The sequence below is a fragment of the Brucella sp. HL-2 genome, from assembly GCF_025846885.2.
GTDB classification, from domain to species: Bacteria; Pseudomonadota; Alphaproteobacteria; order Rhizobiales; family Rhizobiaceae; genus Brucella; species Brucella quorumnocens.
Genome location: NZ_JAOYTK010000025.1, coordinates 1 through 24473 on the forward strand (window position 1 = coordinate 1; position 24473 = coordinate 24473).

A 24473-nucleotide genomic window follows, 5' to 3' on the forward strand; every position below is an offset into this window, starting at 1 on the left:
ATAAGCTTGCTGGAACATAGCCTTTCCTCCTGACCCAATGAATCATCAATCTAAAAAGCGCGAAATGCCAACAAATATCACCCTCTTTAACGATTCAAAATAATCGCCCCACGCTCTAATACGGACACCGGAATTGCCGACATAAACTGTGTAGCCAACACATGCTCCTCTCCTTCAATCTCGAAGCTCGGATTGAGCCGCTTCGCCGGGATGGGGGCCAGCGCTTTAATAATGAGCGGGATGACAATACGTGTTTTCAGCTCATCCAGTAGATCAGCCTGTACGTCGAGCGCATAGCCGCCACTCGGATTGGAGTAAACGTCATATCTCGCCATTAGAATTGGCGATAACGTTCAAGAGGTAAGCCATTTGCTTCGACGTAAGCATTAGAACTTTGCATCGCTGGACGATTATCTTCTTTCCAAAGTGCTGACTTGGCAGCAGCTAGCGCCTGCGCAATTCCACTCTCGGCTGCACGCGAAATATTTATCTTATGTCGGCGCGCTTCAGAAAGAAGCTCACTATCGATTGAAAGATTGGTTGCGCGCTTGGATGTCCGGGTAGATTCCAGTTGTGGCATAGGACATGCTCCTTTGGTCGATAGTTATATGCGCATATTTATGTGCATTCAACCGGAATCTGTATGTAACTCGTAGTCAGATAATAGCTCCGGACTGGTCGCATTTATGTGCGTGGCCACTGTCTCACATTGTATCGCCCCGCGTTCCAATAAAGACACGGGGTTACTCGATATAGGAACGACTGACGCGATCCGGTCGGGAGCGAGATACGCGAAACTCTGGCTGGCAATCTCGACGACAGGCTAGCTGCAAGCGTCTCTTACGGTTGGAAGCACCTTGGTGCAGCAGTATTCAGCCTCGGAAACGTGACGATCGCAGTTCTCGACCAACGTGTCTAATTCATGGAAGGAAATATAATACAGGACGCGTCGCGAAATGGCGTTAGACACTTGTGAGCGGGTTGATCTCCCATCGGGAGCTTAGCTCTAGCCCCAATCCGCCCAGTTTCTTCGACAAATGTGTGCAAGCACAGCGTTACGTCACACTTGATGACTGCTTGAAGAATATGTTCAACCAAATCCCTTGATCGCATATCAATTGCCACATGGCAGTTCGAGGAATGCATGGTCGGCACGTTTTCCAATTTTTGGGGGGCATGCCGCGGGTCGGGCCGACGCCGATCGCAATCTCCACGTGGCAACGCCGGTAGTTGATCATTTCAGGAGCGTTGAAGGGGATGAAATCGGCGTGGTTGTCCTTGGTTGAGAAAGATCGAAAACGGTTTAATAAACAAAAATCGAACAGGCGGACAGAATAAGTCGTTGGACGCACCGGCCACCATTCTTCACCTTGTCCTCAAACAAAAGGGGAGTGACTGATGGCACGTTCGACCAACAGAAAATTGGCTTTTCTGGCAAGCCTAGCGTTCAGTGTTTCGGCAATGAAAGTTTTTGCGGCCAACGCTGCGGAAATCACCGTGATGGGTTATCGCGGCGCATTCCAGGACAATTACGTCAACGCCGTCATCGAACCGTTCCAGAAGGAACATCCCGACATCAAGGTCACTTATTACGGGGTGCAGAATGCAGCGACATCGCTCGGCAATATGCGCGCCCAGAAATCTTCACCTCAAACGGATGCGGTAATCTATGACCTTTCGGTCGCCAAGATTGCCGATGAGGAAGGGCTGGTCGAGAAACTCGATCCGGCGTCTCTCAAAAATTATGCGGATATTGCCGATCTTGGTAAGGAACTCGCTGGCGGCGCAATTCCGATCACATATGACACGCTTTCGCTTCTTTATAATCACGATGCATTAGCGGAAAGTCCACCGGATAGCTGGGAAGCGCTCTGGGACAAGCAGCAAAGCGGTAAGGTCATCATCCCGGCACAGGGCGGCGGCGATATTCAAGCCATCCTGCTTACGATCATCGCGAACCGTCTCGCCGGTGAAGATGATTATACGAAGACCGTGGAACCGGGCGTCGACAAGCTGGTGGAACTTGCACCTGCCGTGCAGACATGGGAACCGAAACCCGATGCCTATACGCTGGTTGCAAACGGCACCGCCACGTTATCGATCGGCTATAATGCTCGCGCCCAGTTTTACTTCGACCAGACCGGCGGAAAGCTTCAATCCGTTGGACCGAAGGAAGGTACGGCCGCGCAGGTGAATGTCATCAGTGCGATTGCCAATGGCAAGAATATGGATGCAACCAAGACATTCATCGATTATGCAATAAGCCCCGAGGCACAGGCCCGCTTCGCCGAGATCATGTTCTATGCGCCGTCGAACACGAAAGCGGACGTGCACGACGAAACGAAAAAGCGCATTCCCTACATGGATACAGCTCAACGCGAAAAGCTCATTCCGGTCAATTGGATGACAATCGGCGATATGCGCGACAAGCTGCTCAATCCCTGGCGTCGTCAGATCATTCCGGCTGGTCGTTAAAACCCTACCTCACCCTGAAATTAACACTCTCGCCCCGCCTTGTCCGGGCGGAACGACCCCTCACAGGTTTCGATATGGTAGCAGAAAGCTCATTTCTACAGTTGAAAGCCCTCACCAAGCTTTACGGTAACAACTACCGAGCCGTGGACGATCTTCATCTCGATCTGCCGCGCGGAAAACTGCTCGGACTCCTCGGCCCGTCGGGCTGCGGCAAGACGACGACATTGCGCATGATTGCCGGTCTAGCATCGATCTCGGACGGCAACATCCTGATCGATGGCAACGATATTTCGCACAGCCCACCGCATCAGCGCGACATCGGTCTGGTTTTCCAGAACTACGCTCTGTTCCCGCATATGACCGTGGCCGAAAATGTCGCTTTCGGCCTCGATATGCGTAAGATCGGCAAGGCCGAGGCAAAACAGCGCGTCGAAGAGGCGCTTGAGATGGTGCGGCTTCCGGGCTACGACTCGCGCAAGCCGAAAGAAATGTCCGGTGGCCAGCAACAGCGTGTGGCACTGGCGCGCGCTCTGGTCATCCGTCCTCGTATTCTTCTTCTCGACGAGCCTCTGTCCAATTTGGATGCGAAGCTGCGTGACGACATGAGGATCGAAATCCGCGAGATTCAGAAGCGCCTCGATATCACGACGGTTTTCGTCACTCATGACCAGGTCGAAGCGCTCACCATGTGCGATGTCGTGGGTGTGATGGATAATGGCAAGCTGGCACAGCTCGGTTCGCCGGAAGAAATCTATGAAAAGCCGTCCTCCCTGTTTGTGGCGAAATTCGTCGGGCGCGCCAATGTCCACAATTGCGAGGTCGTCGACGAAAATGTCTGCCGTCTGGGCAGCGCCACCTATCGCTGCAACACGCATAGAAAGTCACGCGGGACCGGGCAAATCGCCATTCGACCGCACCGCATCAACCTGACGCCCAACCGTGATCGCAATCTTGTCAGTGTTGTAACCAACAGCGCACATGGGGTGGTGGAACGCACAACCTACATCGGCGACATCGTTCAATACGACATTGAGATCGAGGGCGCGTGCCTGAAAGTGGAAGTGCCGACAGCCAGTGCGGGACACGCATTCCATACCGGCGACCGGCTGCTATGCGAATGGAAACCGGAAGACATGCTGGTTTTCGGGAGCTGATGTCATGACGGCGATCACATCAACCGAAATTATTCCGGCAAAGTCATCGAAAAGCAGACGCTACGGCCTCGTCGCCATTGCGCTTCTTCTGCCGATGGCGCTGATCAACTTCATCGCATTCATCGCTCCGGTTGCGCATCTGGCTCAAATATCTTTCCTGCAGAGCGAAAGCGGCGGTGTCCTGACAGACCGCTACACGTTCGAAAACTACATCAAGTTCTTCACCGACAGTTTCAATTGGGGGCTAGTGTTCAACTCGCTCTGGCTGAGCGCGGTGATCACACTGGCAACGCTCATCTGCGCCTATCCGATTGCGCTTTTCCTGCACCGTGTTTCGCCGGTCTGGCGCAACTTCCTTTTCGTGGTGACGGTCTCGCCGCTACTCGTCAGCAGTGTGGTGCGTACCTATGGCTGGATGGTACTTCTCGGCGATCAGGGGCTCGTCAACGGAGCTTTAATGAACCTTGGCATCATTTCCTCCCCCATCAGGCTCGTCAACAATACGCTCGGCGTATTCATCGGCATGGTCGAAATCCTGATCCCCTATATGGCGCTGTCGCTGATTGCCGGTTTCGGGCGTCTGAACGCCTCGCTTGAGGAGGCTGCGGCATCACTCGGTGCCAATGCCTTCACGCGGTTTCGCCGGATCATCCTGCCGCTCACCTTGCCGGGTATCGCACTTGGCTGCCTGCTTTGCTTCGTGCTGGCGATCAGCTCCTTCATCACGCCGAAATTGCTGGGTGGCGGGCGCGTGTTCCTGCTGGCGACGGAAATCTACGATCAGGCTGTGATCCAGCTTGAATGGCCGCGCGCCGCCGCAACCTCCGTCATTGTCCTGATCATCTTCGGTCTCGCCTTGATGGTCTATTCCCGCATCGCACGTCGCATCGACTGATTGGCAAAGGAGAAACGAGATGGTTGGTTCAACTTCATTGCCATTCCGCCTTCTGGTCGGCCTGCTGTATCTGTTTCTGCTGGCCCCCATTCTGGTGGTCGTGCCGCTATCGTTCAGCAACGATAACTATCTCACTTTCCCGCCGCAGAGCTGGGGCGTGCGGTGGTATGCGGAAATGCTGCACCATGAAACGCTCATTCAGGCGTTCTGGATTAGCCTCGGCATTGCATCGGTCGTCACCGTCCTGTCGCTTCTGGCAGGTATCCCGGCGGCCTATGCGATCCGCCGATATCAGTTCCGTGGACGCGAAGCTGTGCTGAACCTCTTCACCGCGCCGCTGCTTCTGCCGTCCATCGTGCTTGGCCTTGCCATTCTGCTGGTCTTCGTGCGGCTGGAACTGCTTGGCACATTTACGGGCCTTGTGATCGCCCATCTGATCGTGACGACCCCTTACGTCATCCGCATCATGATAACGGCGTTCTCGACCCTGCCGCCATCGGTCGAAGAGGCCGCCACAATGCTGGGCGCATCGCCATTCACCGTGTTTCGTCGCATCACCCTGCCGTTGATGATGCCGGGTCTGGTTGCAAGTGCAGCTTTGTCCTTCCTCCTGTCATTCGACGAGGTGGTGATCTCGCTCTTCATCACCGGGCCGCGCATGACGACGCTGCCGGTGGAAATCTTCAACTATGTCGAAAGCCGCACCGACCCGATGACAGCAGCCATTTCGGTGGTGCTGATTACGGCGACGCTGCTCATCATCTTCGTCATCGAACGCACACTCGGATTGTCACGCGCAATCGGCAAATAACCTCCCAACTGAAAGTGACTGCAAGCATGGAAAATATCGCCCTCTGGATGTCGCAACCGCATTTCAGCTATCTGGAAATTGCCCGGACCTGCGGCTTCTCATCCTTCGTTCTCGAACTCGAACACGGAACATTCGATCTGTCGACGCTGGACCAGTTTCTGGCTTTCACCAAGGCGCAGGGTCTCTCCACCCTGACTAAGGTGCTGGCACCGACGCCAGAGGCGATCCAGCAGGCGCTGGACTTCGGATCGGACGGCGTCATCGTTCCGCATATCCTCGGCGTGGAACATGCGCATCAGGTGACAAAAGCTGCGAAATATCCGCTGGTTGGCACGCGCTCTTATACCGGGGGCCGTATTTTCGGCTATGCCCGCCCGGCGACCGATGCCTTCGAAAAAGAGAATAAGCGCACCAAATGCTTCGCCATGGTCGAGACGGCGGAAAGTCTAGCCGACGTCGAGAAGATCATTGCGCTCGATACGGTCGATGGTTTGTTTCCCGGCCCCTCGGATCTGGCGCTTGCGCGCGGACGGGGAGCCTACGCTTTCAATGATGACGACAAGGCCGATCTGCGCCGCTGTGCAGCCGCTGCACGCGCTGCCGGGAAGCCATGGATCATGCCCGCCTGGACCGAAGCCGAGCGGCGCTTCGCACAGGAAGAGGGTGCCGCGATGCTGGTCGTCGCCACCCAGAACATGACGCTTCGCCAGGGCATGGTCTCGACTGTGAACATGCTGAAAAGCGAAGCCCTCGTTGCCTGACGATTACCTGAACTGAATACCCATTCATTCGCTGGAGGAAAAAATGAAGATTAGCCTGATCCAAACGAGCCCGCAGACCGACAAGGCAGAAAACCTGCGCATTACGCGGGGATTGATGGAAGATGCCGTGCGCACGGATTCTCCGGACTTGATCGTGCTGCCCGAATATTTCGAATATTACGGTGGTACTCCGGAAGAAAAGCTTGCGGCGGCAGAGAGCGTTCCCGACGGTCCTGCCTACAAGATGGCGCAGGATTTTGCCCGCGAGCATAAGGTCTTCGTCCATGCCGGAACCCTGATGGAAAAGGTTCCAAACGAAAAGCGCATCTACAATTCCACCTTTGTCTTTAATCGCGAAGGCAAGGAGATCGCGCATTATCGCAAGATCCATATGTTCGACATCGTCGGACCGGACGGGACGGCCTATAAGGAATCCGCAACCGTCAAGCCGGGCGAGAATGTCGTCGTCTATGACCTCGACGGGTTCAAGATCGGCTGCGCGATCTGCTACGACATTCGCTTTGCCGAGCTTTATCTGGAGCTGGAAAAGGCCGGTGCCGATGTCGTCGTTCTTCCCGCCGCATTCACACTGCAAACGGGCAAGGATCATTGGGAGGTACTAGCGCGTGCCCGTGCTATCGAAACCCAGACCTATTTTGCCGCCTGCGGCCAGACCGGCAGCACGGTTTCGAACGGCGAACGGCGTCATACCTATGGTCACTCGCTGGTCTGCGATCCGTGGGGCCATGTCGTGGCGCGGGCGTCCGACGGCGTCGGCTTCGTGACGGCACGCGTCGAGCGTGCACAGATCGAGCGTGTGCGTTCGCTTATCCCCATGGTCAGCCATCGCCGCATCGGCAAGCAACTGCAAGCCTGCGCATAGGAGGCGTTATATGTATACGATCAATCCCATGCCGGAGCAGGTTGCTGCGGGTGACCTCCAGCTCCTGTCGGGGGTCGAAACGGCCACTGTCGGCCACTGGCGTTTCTTCGGCTTCATGCACCGTTCCATCCAGCCGCTCCTCCCGAAGCGCCGTGTGGTTGGCACCGCCGTTACCATCGCCATACCAGGTCCGGATTCTACCCTGCTTCACCACGTAACCGGAATGCTCCGTCCCGGCGATATTCTGGTGGTGGACCGGATGGGTGACGACCGCTATGCGTGCTGGGGCGGCGGTGTGACCATCGCAGCAAAGGCCTCGGGTGCAGTTGCCGGCATCGTGGATGGTCCCTGCACGGACCTGACGGAAATCGAGGATTCCGATTTTCCGATGTGGGCAAGGGGCATCTCGCCCATCACCACCCGGCTCTATGATCTGGGCGGCGGCATCAACATTCCGGTTTCCTGCGGCGGTGTCGTCGTCAATCCCGGTGATGCCATTCTGGCCGATGAGAGCGGGGTTCTGGTCCTGCCGCGTGACGAAGTGAACAAGGTCGCCTCGCGCGCGCTCGACATACAGGACAAGGGCAAGGTGCGGGAGGCTTCGGTGAAGACCGGTCTCAAGCTCGGTGACGTGTCCGGTGCCACCAATAAAATTCTCGCCCACGCGGGAAGCTGATCCGATATGGGCCGGTTTCGACCGGCGCCGATCATTTGTGGGATGGAACATGACTATTTGCTTATTTTCATCCCGCAAGTGCCTTAGAAGGAAAGGATGAATCTGGTTGCCCGAAGCGCAATAAGGGACTTCAAGAAACGCAGGCGTGCGGGTAATTGAAATGGGAAGGGACATATCCGTCCATGAATATCCGTTTTCTGGAAACGGTGATCTGGTTGTCGGAACTGCGTAATTTCCGGGCGACGGCGGCTCGCCTCAACATGACGCCGGCAGCAATATCCAATCGTATCGGCGCGATGGAGCAGGAGCTCGGTTTCCGGCTCTTCGACCGTGATGCCCGCGATGTCAACCTGACGGCGGAAGGCGAAGCTTTTGTCGAGGGCGCGCGCGATGTGGTGCGCCGTTATCATGATCTGGTGGAAAGCCTGAGCCCGCAAAATGGGCTTGAAGGAACGCTGAAGATCGGCATCGTTCCAAGCCTTGCCATGACAATATTGCCGGGCATTCTCGATATTGTCCGGCAACGCTACCCGCAGATCCGTATCTCGATTACGACCTCGTCATCAAAAGGGATCGTGCAGAAGCTGGAGCAGCGAGAGCTCGATATCGTTTTCGCCATAAGACCTGAGCCGACACCCAACTTGCGTATCGTCGACATATGCACTTTCGGCATGTTCTGGATATCGCGCAGCAATCAGTTTCCGGGCGGGGCTGAAGACGTGCTGTCACGGGATGATCTGCTTGGCTGCAATCTCATTTCCTATGAGAGCGGTTCCTACAATTATCAGCAGATCATCAATTATTTCACGGAAGAGCGCCTGAAAGACGCGACCGTTCACTATTCCAACTCGCTCACCACAACGATCAACATGATTTCGGCAGGGGTCGGGATTTCCGTCATTCCGCCGGTGGTGATCCAGAAAGAGCTGCGGACTGGCGAGCTGCAGGTGCTGAATACCAATGCTGCTTTCCCGGCGACGAGCTATAGCGCTATCTATCTGGAGAGCGCGGCAACGCGCCTGATCACGCTTGTGGCCAATATCGCCCGTGAAGCCGGGCGCAACTTCAGCGACGATTTCAGCGATGGCCTTGCTTTTCAGGACTAGGATCGCTCCTGGGGTGTCTCAACCGAAAGGAAGTATCGCGTGCTGTCGAAGAGGTGCATCATTGCTTCTTTGTAACTTCGGGCACTGGGTGCGGTTGTAGCAAAGGCAACCGGTCCTATTGCCACCAGTTTGCGGGCCAAGCAACCAATGTCTGCTTTGCGCGCAATGCACAAACCCGTTACGCGGGAGGGGCACTTTTCCTTGATAAGGTGTATTATTTTAGCCTTCGAGCGTCACCCCCGATCATACCACTTCGCCAGCGCATGCAGCAAGACATGCTGATGCGCGAATTGAGATCCCATATGCAACATGAGAACGTTCGACATGTTCGGCGCTGCGCTGCTTTTCTCGGGCGCCCTTCGGACACAGCGACTGCGGAAGAGGTTCGGCACTATCTGTTACATCAGCATAAAAACGGCATGGGGACCGCCACGATCAACAGCACGGTTTCGGCACTGCGCTTTCTGTTCACTCATACGCCGTTATCGCCGGACATGTTTACACTCACGTTAAGGTAACGGTGCCCTATTTCTTATTGACCCAACACCCTGAGTTTACTTCTACTTTCGGTAGAGTCTGTTGTATTAATGCGCTGAGCCCCAAGATTGGACAGCCGGGAAAATAGTGCGGAAAACTCTCATTATAAACAGGCCAGTGTTAAGGGGGCAGAGCAGTGGTTGATCTCCAATCACGCGGGTAAAAGAGTTCTGTTTTCAGCCTGCCAAAGAAGCTTTCGCATGCCGCGTTATCTGGCGAACACGCCTTGAGGGACATCGAGCGCACCAACCTCGCGTCACTGATCCTCGATAACCTATATCAGAGTCCATTGACGAAGCGTTCGCAACGGAATTAATCAACCCTTAGTATTCAATACAGAATGTGTAGAAGACTTTAAGCGGTTGTCCTTCAGTCCACCGTATTCTGCGCGCCAGCGGTAATATGTGATTTACGTTACGCCTACCGATCCGATCGCCTCAACTGTCGATTTTCCCTGCGCATTCAGCACGTCAACCTGACGAAGCTTCGTGACGATCTCTTCCGCCTTGTGTGTTCCACTGGGTAATCGATTCACTGGACCGATTGCTTATACAGTTCTAATCTCTGCCATTTCAATGTCCTTCTTCGGCTCATATGGCATACTTCAAAAAAGATCACTTTTCAGGGGGCAGACCAAGCGACGCAGGCTTTTTCACCAAAACCGGGGAGGGCACACTGACGCTGAACGGTTTGAATACTTATTCAGGTCCAACTACGGTTAGTGAAGGCAAGTCGGTTGTCGGTGACGACGCACATGGCTCGGCCAGGCTGGGGAGCATTGTTACATTGAACAAGGGTGGCATGCTGGGCGGTATTGGCACTGTGGGTGGCATTATTGTAAATGCTGGGGCAATTGTTTTGCCGGGAAACTCGATAGGCACATTGAGTGTTGCGGGCAATATCAGCTTCGCCGGGGGCCCAATTTACAGCGTTTAGATCGACGCATCAGATTAAAGTGACAGGATTGATGCACCCGGGCAGGCAACTCTTTTAGGTGGCACCGTCGCTGTTACAAAGGTTTCAGACTCTTATCTTCCCGGAAGAAGCTACACGATCTTGTCTGCTTTAGGTGGGGTTGAGGGAACCTTCGCCAATATTGCTTATATCAAGTTTCATGCTTGGGCAGTTTGATGCCACCGCACGTGGGTCCTTGGGCTGGCGCCATGCTTTTGGCAATACTGAACCACTCGCCAGCCAGCCTTTTCTCAAGGCGATGCCTTTATTGTTGCCGATGTGCCGATCATGGGGGATGCAGCACTTATCGCGGCTGGCCTCGATATATCAATCACAAAGAATGCAAATTTGGCACTTTCTTATCAAGGATATGCCGCAGCAAAATCAGTCGAACACGGTTTGAGGGCAACGCTGGAAGTTAAGTTTTAGAGGGTACGATCTTACTGAAGAACTGATAAGTCGACATTTAGCACGTGTCGAACTTGGCAGGCGCGCCTGAAATAACTTTCACAACTGCTTGCGAATCGCATAAGTAACGGCTTATGTGATTGCATGATTGAGAATGAAGTATTCCGAGCGCTGGCAGATCCCAATCGCCGCGCAATTTTCGAGAAACTGGCTAGAGGGAGCCTGAACGCCAGCGCCTTACGCCAGGGCATGGAGATCAGTCAGCCTGCGATGTCTCAGCATCTCGCGGTTCTGCGGGGTGCCAAACTTGTGAAGGAAGAACGACAAGGCCGCTTTGTGAACTACGAGGTGGATCCTGAGGGACTGGCCTTCATCGCACAATGGTTAGCTAAGTATCATGCCTTCTGGCCTCAACGGATTGAAACTCTTAAGGCTTTGCTGAAGGATATGGACCAATGAACGATGAGAAGGCCAAGCAGCAGACTGCCTGTATCGACTTGGAATTTGATTTAGACGCATTGCCCGAAAAGGTCTGGCGTGCGATCAGCATTCCGGAAATTTGGGAAAGTTGGTTTCCGAAAGACGCTTTGATCGACACCGAGTCGGCCGTTATCAAGCCTGGTGAAGAAGTTCGGTATAGAATGCGTGATGACGCCCCACCTTTTCTTGAAAGCATAGTAACATTTACAATCATCCCGAATACGTCGGGCGGCACACATCTGCGGATTGTTCATGAATTGACTGACAAACGACTTTATCGAACGAAGAAACAGGCGGCGAACAACAACGGTTCGCCTCTCATGCTCGCGGCTTGACGCGGTACGACCTCACTTTAATTCAGAAAGTTTAGGAGTTCGCCAATGCGCGAAGCGATGCAGCTTGTCCCTACTGTCATTGAGCAATCCAGTCGTTGGGAGAGGTCTTTTGACATTTACTCTCGCCTTCTTCGCGAGAGAATTATCTTCCTTAACGGCGAGGTCAACGACACAGTTTCGGCTTTGGTCTGCGCACAGCTACTTTTTCTCGAGGCCGAGAACCCGAAGAAACCCATCAATCTCTACATTAATTCGCCGGGCGGCGTCGTCACAAGTGGCTTGGCAATTTATGATACCATGCGTTTTATCCGTTCACCTGTTCATACGCTTTGCATGGGGACCGCCCGTTCGATGGGATCGTTTCTGCTGATGGCGGGTGAGCCGAATGAAAGAGCCGCGTTGCCCAATGCCAGTATACTCATCCATCAACCTTCTGGCGGCTTTCAGGGGCAGGTGTCCGACATTCTCATACATGCCGAGGAGACTCTGAAGATCAAACAACGCATGACACGTCTATACGCGGAGCATTGTGGTCGCTCCTATGAAGAGTTTGAGCGTGGAATGGACCGCGACCGATTTTTAACTGCAGAAGAAGCGTTGGAATGGGGTATTATTGACCGTATTCTAGAAGCCCGTGAGGGAAGAGAAACTGTGTAATCAATATCCTGGTATTGGCTATATTGGCGACCGGCCATGATGCATCAACAATGGGAGCCAAGCGCACCGCTGCGCCTGACTTTATATACACAGTGGTACGCGTTTTCTCTTGTAACCAAGTGAGGCATGGGCGCGAATTCTTATTCGCCCGGCTCAATTGCACAAGAAGCGCAGTATTCCTCGCTTTGTGTCTCTCCCGAGAGGCTGACTTGGCCAAGCGCGACGATTACAGCTGCCATGAAACTCGCCACCACTGAAACCCAAAACCCATTTGCTGCTCCAAAATGGTCGACAACCAACCCCGAAACGAAAGCGCCAAACGCCATTCCGATGCCTATGCCGGTCATAACCCAGGTTATTCCTTCGGTTAGCATTGTTTCAGGCACCCGACGCTCGATCAACCCGAAGGCTGTGATGAATGTAGGAGAAATGGCAATGCCGCTGATGAACACAGCCGTTGCGAGAGCCAATGTCGATGTTCCCGCAAAGGGTAGCGGCAGGGCGGTCAGCGCCAGAATGCTCACGGCAATCATCAGCTGGCGATGCAGAGGCATGCGAAGCGCAAGAGCTCCCAGCGTTATTCCGACGATGAATGAACCGATGGCATAGACACCGATAACAATACTGGCTGCTTTGGGTTGACCAAGTTCTGTGGTGATTGCCACGGCACTGACTTCGGCTGTTGCAAATGTGGAACCGACAAATATGAGCGCGAGCGTGATAATCTGAACCGGACGCGACCAGAGCGCCGAACGCTGCGTGATAGTTGGATCAATTGACCGAACTGGTGGTTCACTTGATCGCTGGAGAATGAAGGCAGTAGTTCCAACCGCAAGAAAAGCTGTGCTTATAAGCATTCCCGCTTCGGGAAACAGTGACACGGCCAATGCAACAGAAAGCGAAGCTCCTGAAATGTAAACAAGTTCATCCGCAGCTGATTCGAACGCAAATGCGGTATTTAGTTCTGGGCGGTTGCGGAAAATTTCTGTCCATCTAGCCCGAACCATCGCGGGGATACTAGGCATTGAACCTGCAAAGAATGCAGAAGCAAATAGCGTCCAATTGGGCCAACTCTGATTTGTAGCAGCTATTAGAAAGACAAAAGCTATTACCGAAATGACAGTAGTGGGTATTACGACTCCACTTTGACCAAAACGGTCGACGAGTCGCGATATTTGCGGTGCCGCAAATGCATTGGTTAGCGCAAACGTGGCAGAAACCGCTCCCGCGAGCCAATATTCCCCATGGGTCTGGGCCAGCATGGCGACAATACCAACTGGTGCCATCGCAAAAGGCATGCGCGCGAAGAATGCTGCGGTTGAAAAGCGCACAGCGCCTGGAGCTCTGAAAATTTCCCTGTATGGATTAGACATCAGTGCAGCCTCTAATTGGTGATACATATAACTTGCATACGGTATGTATGTTAATTACATAGTTGATACGCCGCGTATGTCAACTAATATACGTGGCGTATGAGAATAAGGGAGCGACTATGCGCAAACCGCGGAGCGAAATGATTGTCGAAACAAAGGCGAAGCTCGTCGCTGCGGGCCGCAAGGCCTTTGGTGCAGTTGGATATGCAGAAGCATCGATGGATGACCTCACGGCATCTGCTGGGCTAACACGGGGTGCTCTTTATCATCACTTTGGCGACAAGAAAGGCCTGCTGCAAGCTGTAGTCAACGAAATTGATTTGGAGATGGCGACAAGATTACGTGCGATTTCTAAAAACGCCTCCGATCCGTGGCAGGGCTTCGTTGATGAGAATGCGGCCTATATTGAAATGGCGCTTGAACCTGAGATCCAGCGCATTATGTTTCGCGACGGTCCGGCGGTATTTGGCGACCCCTCAGGATGGCCAAACGCCAGCGGCTGCATTAAAGCCATGGCTCAAAGCCTTGATGGATTGCTTGCAGACGGCATCATTGTCGAAATTGATACCGAGGCAGCAGCGCGGCTTATCAATGCTGCAAGCAGCAGTGCGGCCCAATGGATTGCTAATTCGAGCGTTCCTGAAATGACTTCAAAGCGCGCTGTCAAAGCGTTTCGGACGTTTTTGGAGGGCTTGCTAATCACAAATAATCGAAAATTATTGGGGCATTAATCACAGGCTCTACTTCATTAACCGTAGGCGGGTCTGAGTTATCTGTTTGTTGCTCTTGGAGTGATTGAGTTCTCAAATATCGATCCTGCATTGAACTCACAAGCTCACGGTTGCAGATCGCTCCATTTTTAAACACTATGATCTGCGAGAACAGGGACGACAGTAGTGGCTGCATCCAGAAGATGCGACAGGTTGCTGCCGCATCTTCTAAGCCTGGCTCCCAGCTTACCTCATAACGACCTAGTTGCGAGGTTGTAGCAGCGCCAGTATCGCTGTTGCTGCCGCAAGAATAGCGGTAAGTGTTAAGGGTGCCGTGGCACCAAAAGTGTCCACGACGTAACCACCGACAACCGCGCCGATAGTGATGGCAATCTGGAAAGAGGTAACCATTAGACTCCCTGCTGCCTCGAGCGCGTCAGGAGCTGCCCGGGATAGATTGGTCGGTAGCACCACCGGTGCCATACCGAATGCAAAACCCCATAATGTGGCAAAGCCAAAGGCAACACCGATGTGCGCGCCCCACAGCACCAAAGCAAGCGTGGCCAATGCCATTAATGCCGCTGTGGTTACGAGGGCTGTACGGATATTGGTATCGGCCATGCGGCCCCCGGCCATGTTGCCAATCACTGCGGCGATGCCGAAACCGAGCAAGGCCAGAGCGATTGGGCCTGTCGTAAGGAGTGTTACCTGTTCGAGAAAAGGGCGCACATAGACAGAGCCGGCAAAATGCCCCGTCATGAGCAAAAGAATAGCAAGCATGCCTAGTTGAATGCCGCGTCGTCGTGTCAACCGAATGACATCAGTAAGGCTGTTGCTTGTGCTTGCGGGCAAGGTCGGCAGGCTTATCCATTGAAGCAGCATCGCAAGCGCGGCCAGCCCGGCGGTCATGGCCATGGCACTCCGCCAGCCCAGCCAATCGCTGATCAACGCACCCATCGACGGTGCGGCGATTGTGGCAAGCGAGACACCAAGTGTAACAATAGCCATGCCTCGGCCCGTTGCGTTGGTGCCAACGAGCCTCGCTACCACAGCAACTGAAAGTGCCCAAAATGCACTAAGAGCGATGCCCAGTCCAGCACGGCCCAACAGTAGCAGCCAGAATTCGGTGGCAAGTGCTGCAAGAATATTGGATCCGATGGCGAGCGCACTGAGACTAACCAGCACGGCCTTGCGGTTTAACCGCCCGATGAGAACATTACTTAACATCGCAGTTACCGCGCCGACGGAAGCAGTGGCGGTCACGACCTGTCCAGCAGTGCCTTCGCTGATGCCCAGATCGCGTGCCATCGGGGTCAGCAGACCTGCCGGCAGAAACTCAGCCGATACCAATGCAAAACTGGTGGCAGCCATTGAAAGGACCGCGAACCAGGTTGCAGCGCTCCATGCTGTTGGCGCTACAGCACTAAGGTCTGTTACCGCATCATTGAGTTGAAGTGTAGTGTCTGTCATTGAAGTATCTCCAGAGTGTGGAGAACTTCATAAACGAATATTATCGGATGATATGCATCCTATAATCCGAATTGCATGTCCGTTCGTCCGGAAATCGTGCGGCGCACCACGCCCGGCGAGACGTTTGTGATACGTTTAAACGCTCGAGAGAAGGATGCCTCGGATTCATAGCCCAAACGTGTTGCAACTTCGGCAACCGACATGCCGTTTTGCCCCAACAATTCCCGGGCGAGCTGCATACGAAGCCGTGCGAGATAGCGGGCCGCTCCTTCGCCCAATATCATACTGAAGCGATCAGCGAAAACCGAACGCGACTGGCCCGCCAGACTTGCAAGGCTTTCCAGAGTCCAGTTATGTCCGGGGTCTCGGTGCATTGCAGCTAGAACACGGCCGATATGTGGGTCGCGGATAGCGGCCAGCCAACCTGTAGTTGAAGCTCCGGTACAATTGACCCAGCACCTTATGAGCCGGGCTGTCAGCAGATCCGCCATACGTGACAAGATGGTGGCACTACCCATCTGTGGTTTTGCGGTTTCCTCAGTCATCGCTGCAAGCAAAGGACCAACGATTGGGTCGTTGCCTGCAACATCGCAGCCCTTAATTATGGGTGGCATTAAAGAAATCAACGGATTGAGCGCGCAAGCGCCTAAAGCCATGGAGCCGCAAAAAAGGGTGCTGGTCGCACCCGAACCTTCCCGCACCACTTCACAGACCTTGCTCTCCAATCTGGTTATCTGGCACTCGACAAGCGAGTCCCCCACGATATCCGGTGCACTGGCTAGCCGATGTGCGACGCCTTGTGGCAGCAATACCAGATCGCCATCATGCAAATCCTGCCATCCGTCTGTTGGGGTATGAATCCAACATGGGCCTTGGCTAACGAAGTGAAAACGCAGTAGCGGCTGTTGTGGAAAGGCGATGCTCCAGGGATGTCTAAGCTCGCAGCGGCCATAATTGACGCCATTCAAGCGAAAGTCTCTTAGGACTTCGCTCAGCGCATCCATTGGAATATCTGGCAATGACGATGGTTGGGACGAATGATCAAGCATACCAATAAAATACATGCTAAACGTATGGGTGGCAACCGAAATCATATTAGGGTGGGATCGAGATTTCTTGCCAACCAGTGAACCGAGCCAATCGAAAATCCAAGGTAGGCTTCTTGCGTTTTCACACATAGGGTGACCACTGCAGAATCAATTTTCCTACTCCACCTATCAATATGTTCTGTTCAAATTGTCGTTATATTGGTGGGTGCCCGGTTCGTTTTACGAGTATTGTTGATTGCAGTCGCGTTGATTTTCCGTACTGGGGGTATGATCATGCTCCCAATGCTCTCGACACAGTTATTGGGAACCTGGGATCCTAGCAGTCTGGTGGTCAAAAAGCTGCTCCTGACAATTGCTAGCATTATCTACAGGTACCAGCTGATCCTGATGTGCAACGAAGCAACTTGAGCGCGGTACACCGAGACCGAACTTACCATCCAGCGATTACTTTCGGATCTGTGGGAAGGGCGCACCACACTTATATCACTCATCAACTTGCAAATTATTTTACGAATGCCGACCGGATGGTTGATGTTGACAGCGAATGAATTGCCGAAGAGGGAGGTAGATCCAATTGTTCACTCTTCCTCAGGGCCGCTTCTAAAAGTTTCGACCGCACAGCATTTTGGTCGTTCGTCCGCACAATGACGATAAATTGTTGGCGAAATAATCTATCTGTTGAAACTTTGGTGGCACAGATGTGGCTTGAATAAACAACTATCCGCGTTGTTGCTAATCACTGGAATTTCTTTTTGGAGACACTTTGTTGCCCAGCACGCTCATAAATCCGAAGCCTTCGATGCAGACCAATTTGTTGTTGCTTATTTTTATATTTTGCAATTATTATAGGTTGAATTTCCTACATCCATCTGACTTGTAATAAATGGACAAGTGATCGATGTGCTACATGCCGATACGTGCTGGTGGCAATCTCTGCGATTTGAATGCAAGTGAGCAATAAAAAAATCGGGAAGGAACATTCTATGAGAACGTTGATCTATAGTGCCTTGACTGTTTCAGTTGTTGCAATTGCCGTAGCAGGTTGCACGTCGGCTGAACAAAGGACGGCGGGTTACGGTGTGGGTGGAGCAGCAATAGGTGGACTTGCGGGTGCTGCTATCGGCGGCAATACGCGGGGCGCCTTAACTGGCGCGGCGATTGGCGCGGCAGCCGGTACTTTGATTGGGGTCGCACAAACACGAAACGGCGTTCAGTATTGCAGGTATCGTGACCGGCAAGGTCGTGTATTTGAGGCGCCCTGCCGCTAGGTTAGATCAGCTGCTGGTCTTAGAGTAGCCATCGAAGTTTGATTTTGGCACGACTTGAAGGAATAGTTTCGTTTGTTTCAGCGTTCGATGACGCTTTTTGATTCAAATGCCAGTTCAAGACGTCAGTTGTCGTGGGAATTGACGATGTTACGCTCCGTTGCCGTTATTTTCACGTTTGCGGCTTTAGTTTTATCCGGATTGGTGCTTGCATACGTCCCTGCGTTTAGTCAGCAACAGTTGGCTCTAGTAGGTGTGCGAGTAATAACGGTCAAAGGATTCGTTGTAGTGAGGGGACGCGGTTATTAAGAACGCGTGGCTTCCGTAATGTTCGTGCCTTAGATTGCAGAGGAAGCCATTTTCTCTATCGGGGAAGTCGTTTTGCACGCACTTATGATGTTACTGTGCGTGCACGCGGTGGGAGGATAACGAATATACGGTTGTTACGAGAGCGTCGCTAACGGCAAAGGTCCCCGTCTGGGAGTTTTGGTCGATGACAATGGATCATGTGGAGCAACATCGAATTTAAACGCATCCTGGGCAAGTACGTATGTAAAGGAAGTGAATGAGGCTAACATTCGCGTTTATGCTCGGTTTGCAAATTCTGACGGGATGTTCGGGTCCCCGGGCGGTTACCGGTTTGGGAACAACTACCTCAGGTTATGCCAATTCGACAGAGATCGTACCGCTGTTGATAGCCACCGCGCGTAGTCGTTCTGACGATACAGCTATCATTTACTCACGTAGTCGATCTGAAGATGTGAATTTTTCGACTATTGATGTCGCCATCCCACAGAAACATCGAAAAGGAAATGTCGAGACCTCATCATCTAGCCCCGATCCAAGAAGGCATTTTTCTGCGGTGAATTATTCCAAGCTTGCAGACGGCCAGGCGATGATTGGCAAAATTAACGACCGATTATCTCTCCGTCCTAGCTCACAAAGAGAATTGTTCATCTTTGTTCACGGCTACAACAACAATTTCGCTGAAGGAATTTTCCGCAACGCGCAGATTGTCCATGATTATGACATTGGATCACTTCCCCTCCATTTTTCTTGGGCTTCTGCAGGCAACTTCAAGCGATATCTTTTTGATCGGGACAGCGCGTTCATCGCGCGAAACGCATTAGCAGAAACTCTTGAACTGGCATCACAAACAAAAGCCTCCGGGATAATCATCGTCGGGCACTCTATGGGAGCTATTGTGGTGATGGAGGCTCTGCGCACGTTATCAATCGGCAAACGGACCGATGTACAAAAACGTATAAGAGGGGTGCTTCTTGCCGCTCCCGATCTTGATCCGGACCTATTTCGTAGTCAGCTGTCAGACATTCGGAAACTTCCACAACCGTTTACTATTATCGTATCACGTCGTGATCGGGCACTCGATATATCCAGGCGGTTGTCTGGAGGTGATGCGCGTATAGGTAGTGGTGTCGACATTGCATTGTTGCAAAACAAAAACATACAGGTCCTTGATACTTCCCAGGTCGATGGAGGCGGCCACGCAATCTTTGCTAGCTCCAGCACACTGATCAAACTTCTCGGTTCGGGCCATCTTCTACATCGCCTCATTACAGATGAATATGCAGGTTTGGATGATACATTCGTAACGGCGGGACAAAGCACATTTGAACAGGCTTCTCTAGCCCTACATCTTCCTGCTCGGATAATTGATCGGATGAGTGCGCGTTAAGTATTTGGTATTGCGGACATAAATGGTTTCGAACAATACTCAATTGGAGAGGCCGCCGTTCTCTACGATGAAATCTATAACCTTTTCGAGCTCCTTATCCCGAGTGAGGTCAGTAAAGGCAAAAGGGCGGCCGGTTCGCATCCGCTGCGCATCTTTTTGCATTATTTCCAAATCTACATCTACATATGGGGCGAGATCACTTTTGTTGATCACAAGAAAATCCGACCGGGTAATTCCTGGCCCACCTTTGCGTGGAATCTCCTCGCCTTGACATACTGAAATGACATAAATTGTCAGGTCGGCCAGATCGGGAGAAAACGTCGCTGCAAGATTGTCCCCGCCTGATTCAATGAACACAATGTCGAGGTCAGGAATTCTTCTGTTCATTTCCGCGATTGCTTGGAGATTAATTGAAGCATCTTCCCGAATTGCCGTGTGGGGACATCCCCCTGTTTCAACACCCATAATTCTGTTCTCGGCAAGAGCTTGCTTGCGTACGAGAATGAGGGCATCCTCCTTGGTATAGATGTCATTGGTAATGACCGCGATTGAATAGCGATCGCGCAAGGCCTTGCAGAGCCTTTCGGTCAATGTGGTTTTACCTGAACCAACAGGGCCGCCTATTCCAACACGTAGTGGACCATTTTTTGATGCCATGTTCTAATCCTCAATTCTGTATGTACGTTCGTTCGGTTCACGTGTAATCGCATTGACTATAGAACCTGTAAAAAGTGATCCCCTTAAATAATGAAGGCAGTTTGAACGACCTCAGTGGGGCGAATTCGTTGTTCGAAGAGAAGTACTGACACCTGCAATTCGGAAGAAAGCTCGATCTTCAGTATGTATAAGCTGGATTATTCGTGACGATGGATTGAAGTTTCTTTGTCCCCGTGGCTCGCATAAGCGCCGCGTACAGGATTAAAAGGGGCACTTATTTCGTGAACGGTTGCACCCAGCCCCTCAAGCATGGATTTAATGACGTGATCATTCAGGATGAGGAAGTGGTCGGTGAAAATTGCAGCTGACAAATGACGATTACCTATATGCCACGCCAGTTCAATCAAGTGAGCCGGATAGGAAGATTGTACCACGAGGAGAGGCTCAACAGCAGCTGATACTTTCACCACCGAACCATCTTCGAGCAAAAGTTCGTCGCCATCGACAAGTGCAACGGTCTCTATTAAATCCAGAAGGATCTTCTTTCCGCTAAGAAGAGTGAGTGCCTTTCGACGTAGATGGCGTTCGTCATGCTTAAGAACAACCGTATCCCGCACAACAGCGTGAAAGTTTAAATTTTCGTTTGGATTATGTCTGATTGCGGTCACAACTTGCATGGGCGCTTCCTCAGATTCCAAAAAATAATGACGGCTGAATTTATTCGTGATTATATATTGATGCAAGTACAGATTTAAACTTGTCGTAATCATCACGTCGAGTTATTGTGAAAAATAGTTTATTGCCTGGATCTATTTTCGACGTCGTTCACGCATTGAAGTTGTTCTAAGCGTAGAAGTGGCATTTTTAAATGGTTGAAGGTTGGCATGCCAGGCTCGAACTTTGGTTCGAGCAAAACCATCAGGCGACCCGACTGGTGCGGCGGCGGCACGTTGGCCCTCTGGCCGTGCAGCGCCCGTTTTACCCCGAACCTGACGGCGTGGCGCATGTCTATCTCTTGCATCCGCCTGGTGGGGTGGCAGGCGGCGATGAGCTCAGTATACGGTGTTTCCTGGGGCCTGATTCACGCACTGTACTCACGACTCCCGGTGCAACCAAATTTTATAAGAGCAATCAAGGATGCAGTATTCTTAAGACGGAAATTGATGTGGAGACGGAAGGAATATGCGAATATCTACCTCAAGAAACGATAATCTTTGATGGTGCAAACGCTTCAATAGACACCACGATCAGCCTGACTGGGAATGCAATCTATCTGGGGTGGGAGTTTATTAGCCTTGGTCGGCCTGCATGTGGCGAAATTTTTGGAACCGGTCAATTCCGTCAGCGCACAAGAATAGTGAAAAATGGTCACTTGATCTGGTTTGAGCAATTTCGTCTTTCAGGAGGGGACATTATTATCAACTCCTCGTTTGGTTTGGCTGAGCAACCAATCTTGGGAACGATGGTTTATACTGGCCCGATGACAGAGTATGCTATTGATCGAGTGCGTGAAGCGCTCGGCAAAGAGACAGCCCGGCTTTTTTCCGTCTCTCGGTTGGAGAGAGTTGTTGTCTGCCGATATCTAGGACGGAGCATGTCAGAGGCTAAGGCAATTTTTCGAAAAGCTTGGGAAATACTGCGAGAGGCCGGGTTGGGAAAGCCGGCCGCCGCTCCGCGCATTTGGGCTACATAATAAGTTCGAGAGGGTGAGCGAATGGAACTATTGCCACGCGAAAAAGATAAACTTCTAATTTTTACGGCGGCGCTTGTTGCGGAAAGACGGAAAGCCAGAGGACTGAAGCTCAACTATCCAGAAGTCATAGCTCTTATTTCTGCCGAAATACTGGAGGGAGCCCGAGACGGAAAAACAGTTGCTGAACTTATGTCATTCGGCGCGACATTACTCACACGCGACGATGTGATGGATGGAGTACCTGAGATGATACATGACATTCAGGTCGAAGCGACATTTCCAGACGGTACCAAACTAGTGACCGTGCATAATCCAATTCCTTAGGGGACGAACATGATACCCGGTGAATACTTTATCGAGAACGGAACAATTGAGCTCAATAGTGGTCGCCAAACACGAAGTTTAATGGTTGAGAACGCGGGGGATAGGCCGATCCAGGTTGGATCACATTATCATTTTTACGAAACCAACGAAGCGCTTGTCTTTGACCGGGAAAAAACTCGAGGTTTTCGGCTTAACATTCCTGCGGGAACTGCTGTCCGTTTTGAACCAGGCCAAGACAGGCAAGTCGAACTGGTTGCTCTGGACGGTGCAAGAGAAGTCTATGGCTTCAATGCCAAAGTAAACGGTAAACTGTAGGAGAGGTGGATGGGGACGATCTCAAGACAAGCCTATGCCGAGCTTTATGGCCCCACGAAGGGCGACAGGCTTCGTCTCGCCGACACAGAACTCATCGTCGAGATTGAAGAGGATCGCTGCGTTTACGGGGAAGAAGTAACCTTTGGCGGGGGCAAGGTTATCCGTGACGGCATGGGGCAAGGCCAGAGGGTGGCTGCGGAAACAGCTGATTTGATTATAACCAATGTGATCATTCTCGACTATTGGGGGATCATTAAAGCCGATGTTGGCATTAAGAATGGACGTATCTCGGGCATTGGTAAGGCCGGAAACCCCGATATTCAGCCAGGTGTCGATATCGTCGTAGGGCCAGGAACTGATGTAATCGCCGGGGAAGGCAAAATTCTTACTGCGGGGGGGATTGATACTCACATTCATTTCATTGCTCCCCAGCAAGCCGAAGAGGCTTTGTCCAGTGGCACAACAACACTTGTGGGGGGCGGAATAGGCCCTACCGTAGGCACTCTTGCAACGACGGTTACCGCGGGTCCATGGGCAATACATCGTATGCTTGAAGCAGTAGAAGCACTTCCAATTAATGTCGGATTGCTGGGAAAAGGAAATGCGAGCAGGCCCGAACCACTTCATGAACAGATTCGGGCAGGTGCGATTGGGCTGAAGCTACATGAGGATTGGGGGACAACGCCTGCTGCGATAGACAATTGTCTGAATGTTGCTGAACTAGAGGACATTCAGGTTGCTCTCCATAGTGATACGCTTAACGAAAGTGGCTTTGTAAAAGATACCTTTGCTGCGATGAAGGGACGAACGATCCATAGCTTCCACACAGAAGGAGCAGGTGGAGGTCATGCACCCGATATTATAACAGCGGCCGGCGAAGAAAATATTCTTCCCTCGTCAACAAACCCGACCCGTCCTTATACAGTCAATACCGTTGATGAGCATCTGGACATGCTGATGGTGTGCCATCATCTGAGTTCGAAAATTCCTGAAGATGTCGCTTTCGCGGAGTCGCGCATCAGAAGAGAAACCATTGCAGCTGAAGACATACTTCATGATCTGGGGGTGTTCTCTATGATGTCATCGGATTCTCAGGCAATGGGCCGGATAGGTGAGACAACGCTACGTTGCTGGCAGACTGCACATAAGATGAAGGTGCAGCGCGGTCCGTTATCCCAAGATAGTAACCGAAATGACAACTTTCGAGCCAAGCGCTATATTGCTAAGTATACGATTAATCCCGCTATTACACATGGATTTGCACATGAGATTGGTTCGATCGAAAAGGGAAAACGTGCGGATCTGGTATTATGGAAACCGGACTTTTTTGGCGTGAAGCCAAGTATCGTGATGATTGGTGGCATGATTGCAATTGCGCCTATGGGCGACCCCAATGCGTCGATTTCGACCCCGCAACCCGTTCATTATCGCCCGATGTATGGCGTGTTGGGGCGCGCACTTGGTTCAACCGGCGTGACATTCGTCTCTCAAGCGGCTCTCAATGATGGCATTGGTGACCAACTTAGACTGAGCAAGCAACTTGTTGCAGTCAAAGGTATACGATCTATACGAAAGAAGGACATGATCCATAATGGTCTTACCCCCAAAATCGAGGTTGACCCTCAGAACTATCAGGTGAGGGTGGATGGCGAACTGATCACTTGCGAACCAGCTGACATTCTCCCGATGGCGCAGCGTTACTTCCTGTTCTAGAGCATTGCAGAACGGTTCGGGAGTTTTTTCGCAGTTGGACTAGCGTAAAAGAAAACGCATCCGATGTCCGCGGCGA

General features: G+C 52.1%; 28 protein-coding genes. 20 read left to right on the top strand and 8 right to left on the bottom strand.

Annotation, left to right across the window (positions count from 1 at the left end):
- Nucleotides 1-86 precede the first annotated feature (86 nt).
- A complete protein-coding gene (locus OIV19_RS19065; RefSeq protein WP_264232901.1) occupies nucleotides 87-335 on the bottom strand; it encodes a CcdB family protein in 249 nt (82 codons plus the stop codon).
- Nucleotides 335-580, bottom strand: coding sequence for a type II toxin-antitoxin system CcdA family antitoxin (locus OIV19_RS19070; RefSeq protein WP_264232903.1), 246 nt, complete (start codon nucleotides 578-580; stop codon nucleotides 335-337). The genes OIV19_RS19065 and OIV19_RS19070 overlap by 1 nt, the downstream gene beginning before the upstream one ends.
- 818 nt (nucleotides 581-1398) lie before the next feature.
- On the opposite strand from OIV19_RS19070, the gene OIV19_RS19075 reads away from it, so the two are divergent.
- The 9 genes from OIV19_RS19075 to OIV19_RS19115 all read left to right on the top strand — a co-directional run bounded on the left by OIV19_RS19075 (nucleotide 1399) and on the right by OIV19_RS19115 (nucleotide 9279).
- Nucleotides 1399-2475, top strand: coding sequence for an extracellular solute-binding protein (locus OIV19_RS19075; protein WP_264232905.1), 1077 nt, complete (start codon nucleotides 1399-1401; stop codon nucleotides 2473-2475).
- A gap of 74 nt (nucleotides 2476-2549) precedes the next feature.
- Nucleotides 2550-3629 (top strand): ABC transporter ATP-binding protein, encoded by a 1080-nt coding sequence (locus OIV19_RS19080; protein WP_264232908.1) that lies wholly within the window; start codon nucleotides 2550-2552, stop codon nucleotides 3627-3629.
- A 4-nt stretch (nucleotides 3630-3633) separates the two neighbouring features.
- Nucleotides 3634-4524 carry an ABC transporter permease gene (locus OIV19_RS19085; protein ID WP_264232910.1) on the top strand — a complete coding sequence of 297 codons (891 nt, stop codon included), beginning with the start codon at nucleotides 3634-3636 and terminating at the stop codon, nucleotides 4522-4524.
- A 19-nt stretch (nucleotides 4525-4543) separates the two neighbouring features.
- Nucleotides 4544-5335, top strand: a complete 792-nt coding sequence (locus tag OIV19_RS19090) for an ABC transporter permease (RefSeq protein WP_264232911.1) — start codon at nucleotides 4544-4546, stop codon at nucleotides 5333-5335.
- 26 nt (nucleotides 5336-5361) lie between these two features.
- On the top strand, nucleotides 5362-6096 hold the full coding sequence (locus OIV19_RS19095) for an aldolase/citrate lyase family protein (RefSeq protein ID WP_125302779.1): 735 nt from the start codon (nucleotides 5362-5364) through the stop codon (nucleotides 6094-6096).
- Between the two features lie 43 nt (nucleotides 6097-6139).
- The gene (locus OIV19_RS19100) at nucleotides 6140-6979 is read left to right on the top strand and encodes a carbon-nitrogen hydrolase family protein (protein WP_264232913.1); all 840 of its coding nucleotides are present in this window, start codon (nucleotides 6140-6142) and stop codon (nucleotides 6977-6979) included.
- A gap of 10 nt (nucleotides 6980-6989) precedes the next feature.
- Nucleotides 6990-7655, top strand: a complete 666-nt coding sequence (locus OIV19_RS19105; RefSeq protein WP_264233000.1) for an RraA family protein — start codon at nucleotides 6990-6992, stop codon at nucleotides 7653-7655.
- Nucleotides 7656-7837: 182 nt separating this feature from the next.
- Complete coding sequence (locus OIV19_RS19110; RefSeq protein WP_264232915.1) at nucleotides 7838-8761, top strand: LysR family transcriptional regulator; 924 nt, start codon at nucleotides 7838-7840, stop codon at nucleotides 8759-8761.
- A 263-nt stretch (nucleotides 8762-9024) separates the two neighbouring features.
- Nucleotides 9025-9279, top strand: coding sequence for a phage integrase N-terminal SAM-like domain-containing protein (locus OIV19_RS19115; RefSeq protein ID WP_264232917.1), 255 nt, complete (start codon nucleotides 9025-9027; stop codon nucleotides 9277-9279).
- 428 nt (nucleotides 9280-9707) lie between these two features.
- Here OIV19_RS19115 and OIV19_RS19120 read toward each other — a convergent pair whose 3' ends face one another.
- Nucleotides 9708-9833, bottom strand: coding sequence for a hypothetical protein (locus OIV19_RS19120; RefSeq protein ID WP_264233009.1), 126 nt, complete (start codon nucleotides 9831-9833; stop codon nucleotides 9708-9710).
- Between the two features lie 59 nt (nucleotides 9834-9892).
- Here OIV19_RS19120 and OIV19_RS19125 point away from each other — a divergent pair, with 59 nt between their 5' ends.
- From OIV19_RS19125 to OIV19_RS19140, 4 genes are all read left to right on the top strand, one after another.
- Nucleotides 9893-10234, top strand: a complete 342-nt coding sequence (locus OIV19_RS19125; RefSeq protein ID WP_264232919.1) for an autotransporter-associated beta strand repeat-containing protein — start codon at nucleotides 9893-9895, stop codon at nucleotides 10232-10234.
- 570 nt (nucleotides 10235-10804) lie between these two features.
- On the top strand, nucleotides 10805-11119 hold the full coding sequence (locus OIV19_RS19130; RefSeq protein ID WP_264232922.1) for an ArsR/SmtB family transcription factor: 315 nt from the start codon (nucleotides 10805-10807) through the stop codon (nucleotides 11117-11119).
- On the top strand, nucleotides 11116-11475 hold the full coding sequence (locus OIV19_RS19135) for an SRPBCC family protein (RefSeq protein ID WP_264232925.1): 360 nt from the start codon (nucleotides 11116-11118) through the stop codon (nucleotides 11473-11475). The genes OIV19_RS19130 and OIV19_RS19135 overlap by 4 nt, the downstream gene beginning before the upstream one ends.
- 45 nt (nucleotides 11476-11520) lie before the next feature.
- Nucleotides 11521-12132 carry an ATP-dependent Clp protease proteolytic subunit gene (locus tag OIV19_RS19140; RefSeq protein ID WP_264232927.1) on the top strand — a complete coding sequence of 204 codons (612 nt, stop codon included), beginning with the start codon at nucleotides 11521-11523 and terminating at the stop codon, nucleotides 12130-12132.
- Nucleotides 12133-12272: 140 nt separating this feature from the next.
- Here OIV19_RS19140 and OIV19_RS19145 read toward each other — a convergent pair whose 3' ends face one another.
- Nucleotides 12273-13505: an MFS transporter gene (locus tag OIV19_RS19145; RefSeq protein WP_264232929.1), complete on the bottom strand. Its 1233-nt coding sequence runs from the start codon at nucleotides 13503-13505 to the stop codon at nucleotides 12273-12275.
- 119 nt (nucleotides 13506-13624) lie between these two features.
- On the opposite strand from OIV19_RS19145, the gene OIV19_RS19150 reads away from it, so the two are divergent.
- Nucleotides 13625-14236 carry a TetR/AcrR family transcriptional regulator gene (locus OIV19_RS19150; protein ID WP_264233001.1) on the top strand — a complete coding sequence of 204 codons (612 nt, stop codon included), beginning with the start codon at nucleotides 13625-13627 and terminating at the stop codon, nucleotides 14234-14236.
- Nucleotides 14237-14476: 240 nt separating this feature from the next.
- On the opposite strand, the gene OIV19_RS19155 is transcribed toward OIV19_RS19150, so the two are convergent.
- Nucleotides 14477-15685 carry an MFS transporter gene (locus OIV19_RS19155; RefSeq protein WP_264232931.1) on the bottom strand — a complete coding sequence of 403 codons (1209 nt, stop codon included), beginning with the start codon at nucleotides 15683-15685 and terminating at the stop codon, nucleotides 14477-14479.
- Between the two features lie 59 nt (nucleotides 15686-15744).
- Nucleotides 15745-16734 (bottom strand): cupin domain-containing protein, encoded by a 990-nt coding sequence (locus OIV19_RS19160; protein WP_264233003.1) that lies wholly within the window; start codon nucleotides 16732-16734, stop codon nucleotides 15745-15747.
- 983 nt (nucleotides 16735-17717) lie between these two features.
- Between OIV19_RS19160 and OIV19_RS19165 the strand changes: the two genes are divergently transcribed.
- Together OIV19_RS19165 and OIV19_RS19170 are read left to right on the top strand one after the other, a co-directional pair.
- Nucleotides 17718-18002: a YMGG-like glycine zipper-containing protein gene (locus OIV19_RS19165; protein ID WP_264232933.1), complete on the top strand. Its 285-nt coding sequence runs from the start codon at nucleotides 17718-17720 to the stop codon at nucleotides 18000-18002.
- Between the two features lie 562 nt (nucleotides 18003-18564).
- A complete protein-coding gene (locus OIV19_RS19170; protein ID WP_264232934.1) occupies nucleotides 18565-19695 on the top strand; it encodes an alpha/beta fold hydrolase in 1131 nt (376 codons plus the stop codon).
- 39 nt (nucleotides 19696-19734) lie between these two features.
- Here OIV19_RS19170 and ureG read toward each other — a convergent pair whose 3' ends face one another.
- Together ureG and OIV19_RS19180 are read right to left on the bottom strand one after the other, a co-directional pair.
- Complete coding sequence (gene ureG / locus OIV19_RS19175) at nucleotides 19735-20352, bottom strand: urease accessory protein UreG (RefSeq protein WP_264232936.1); 618 nt, start codon at nucleotides 20350-20352, stop codon at nucleotides 19735-19737.
- Between the two features lie 197 nt (nucleotides 20353-20549).
- Nucleotides 20550-21029 carry an urease accessory protein UreE gene (locus tag OIV19_RS19180; protein WP_264232938.1) on the bottom strand — a complete coding sequence of 160 codons (480 nt, stop codon included), beginning with the start codon at nucleotides 21027-21029 and terminating at the stop codon, nucleotides 20550-20552.
- Nucleotides 21030-21220: 191 nt separating this feature from the next.
- On the opposite strand from OIV19_RS19180, the gene OIV19_RS19185 reads away from it, so the two are divergent.
- The 4 genes from OIV19_RS19185 to ureC are packed head-to-tail and all read left to right on the top strand — an operon-like array spanning nucleotide 21221 to nucleotide 24397.
- Entirely contained in the window at nucleotides 21221-22045 is an 825-nt protein-coding gene (locus OIV19_RS19185; RefSeq protein ID WP_264232940.1) for an urease accessory protein UreD, read from the top strand.
- Nucleotides 22046-22066: 21 nt separating this feature from the next.
- A complete protein-coding gene (gene ureA / locus OIV19_RS19190) occupies nucleotides 22067-22369 on the top strand; it encodes an urease subunit gamma (RefSeq protein ID WP_264232942.1) in 303 nt (100 codons plus the stop codon).
- Between the two features lie 9 nt (nucleotides 22370-22378).
- Entirely contained in the window at nucleotides 22379-22684 is a 306-nt protein-coding gene (locus OIV19_RS19195; protein WP_264232944.1) for an urease subunit beta, read from the top strand.
- Nucleotides 22685-22693: 9 nt separating this feature from the next.
- Nucleotides 22694-24397, top strand: coding sequence for an urease subunit alpha (gene ureC / locus OIV19_RS19200; RefSeq protein WP_264232946.1), 1704 nt, complete (start codon nucleotides 22694-22696; stop codon nucleotides 24395-24397).
- Nucleotides 24398-24473: the final 76 nt, after the last annotated feature.

Bases quoted from the DNA above. Each gene is read 5' to 3' on its own strand.
- OIV19_RS19140 (WP_264232927.1), top strand. From the start codon at position 11,521: ATGCGCGAAGCGATGCAGCTTGTCCCTACTGTCATTGAGCAATCCAGT.
- OIV19_RS19145 (WP_264232929.1), bottom strand. From the start codon at position 13,505: ATGTCTAATCCATACAGGGAAATTTTCAGAGCTCCAGGCGCTGTGCGC.
- OIV19_RS19170 (WP_264232934.1), top strand. From the start codon at position 18,565: ATGAGGCTAACATTCGCGTTTATGCTCGGTTTGCAAATTCTGACGGGA.
- OIV19_RS19105 (WP_264233000.1), top strand. From the start codon at position 6,990: ATGTATACGATCAATCCCATGCCGGAGCAGGTTGCTGCGGGTGACCTC.
- OIV19_RS19150 (WP_264233001.1), top strand. From the start codon at position 13,625: ATGCGCAAACCGCGGAGCGAAATGATTGTCGAAACAAAGGCGAAGCTC.
- OIV19_RS19095 (WP_125302779.1), top strand. From the start codon at position 5,362: ATGGAAAATATCGCCCTCTGGATGTCGCAACCGCATTTCAGCTATCTG.
- OIV19_RS19085 (WP_264232910.1), top strand. From the start codon at position 3,634: ATGACGGCGATCACATCAACCGAAATTATTCCGGCAAAGTCATCGAAA.
- OIV19_RS19165 (WP_264232933.1), top strand. From the start codon at position 17,718: ATGAGAACGTTGATCTATAGTGCCTTGACTGTTTCAGTTGTTGCAATT.
- OIV19_RS19075 (WP_264232905.1), top strand. From the start codon at position 1,399: ATGGCACGTTCGACCAACAGAAAATTGGCTTTTCTGGCAAGCCTAGCG.
- OIV19_RS19115 (WP_264232917.1), top strand. From the start codon at position 9,025: ATGCAGCAAGACATGCTGATGCGCGAATTGAGATCCCATATGCAACAT.
- OIV19_RS19130 (WP_264232922.1), top strand. From the start codon at position 10,805: ATGATTGAGAATGAAGTATTCCGAGCGCTGGCAGATCCCAATCGCCGC.
- OIV19_RS19080 (WP_264232908.1), top strand. From the start codon at position 2,550: ATGGTAGCAGAAAGCTCATTTCTACAGTTGAAAGCCCTCACCAAGCTT.
- ureC (WP_264232946.1), top strand. From the start codon at position 22,694: ATGGGGACGATCTCAAGACAAGCCTATGCCGAGCTTTATGGCCCCACG.
- ureG (WP_264232936.1), bottom strand. From the start codon at position 20,352: ATGGCATCAAAAAATGGTCCACTACGTGTTGGAATAGGCGGCCCTGTT.
- OIV19_RS19135 (WP_264232925.1), top strand. From the start codon at position 11,116: ATGAACGATGAGAAGGCCAAGCAGCAGACTGCCTGTATCGACTTGGAA.
- ureA (WP_264232942.1), top strand. From the start codon at position 22,067: ATGGAACTATTGCCACGCGAAAAAGATAAACTTCTAATTTTTACGGCG.
- OIV19_RS19090 (WP_264232911.1), top strand. From the start codon at position 4,544: ATGGTTGGTTCAACTTCATTGCCATTCCGCCTTCTGGTCGGCCTGCTG.
- OIV19_RS19070 (WP_264232903.1), bottom strand. From the start codon at position 580: ATGCCACAACTGGAATCTACCCGGACATCCAAGCGCGCAACCAATCTT.
- OIV19_RS19125 (WP_264232919.1), top strand. From the start codon at position 9,893: ATGGCATACTTCAAAAAAGATCACTTTTCAGGGGGCAGACCAAGCGAC.
- OIV19_RS19100 (WP_264232913.1), top strand. From the start codon at position 6,140: ATGAAGATTAGCCTGATCCAAACGAGCCCGCAGACCGACAAGGCAGAA.
- OIV19_RS19160 (WP_264233003.1), bottom strand. From the start codon at position 16,734: ATGCTTGATCATTCGTCCCAACCATCGTCATTGCCAGATATTCCAATG.
- OIV19_RS19110 (WP_264232915.1), top strand. From the start codon at position 7,838: ATGAATATCCGTTTTCTGGAAACGGTGATCTGGTTGTCGGAACTGCGT.
- OIV19_RS19065 (WP_264232901.1), bottom strand. From the start codon at position 335: ATGGCGAGATATGACGTTTACTCCAATCCGAGTGGCGGCTATGCGCTC.
- OIV19_RS19180 (WP_264232938.1), bottom strand. From the start codon at position 21,029: ATGCAAGTTGTGACCGCAATCAGACATAATCCAAACGAAAATTTAAAC.
- OIV19_RS19185 (WP_264232940.1), top strand. From the start codon at position 21,221: ATGGTTGAAGGTTGGCATGCCAGGCTCGAACTTTGGTTCGAGCAAAAC.
- OIV19_RS19155 (WP_264232931.1), bottom strand. From the start codon at position 15,685: ATGACAGACACTACACTTCAACTCAATGATGCGGTAACAGACCTTAGT.
- OIV19_RS19195 (WP_264232944.1), top strand. From the start codon at position 22,379: ATGATACCCGGTGAATACTTTATCGAGAACGGAACAATTGAGCTCAAT.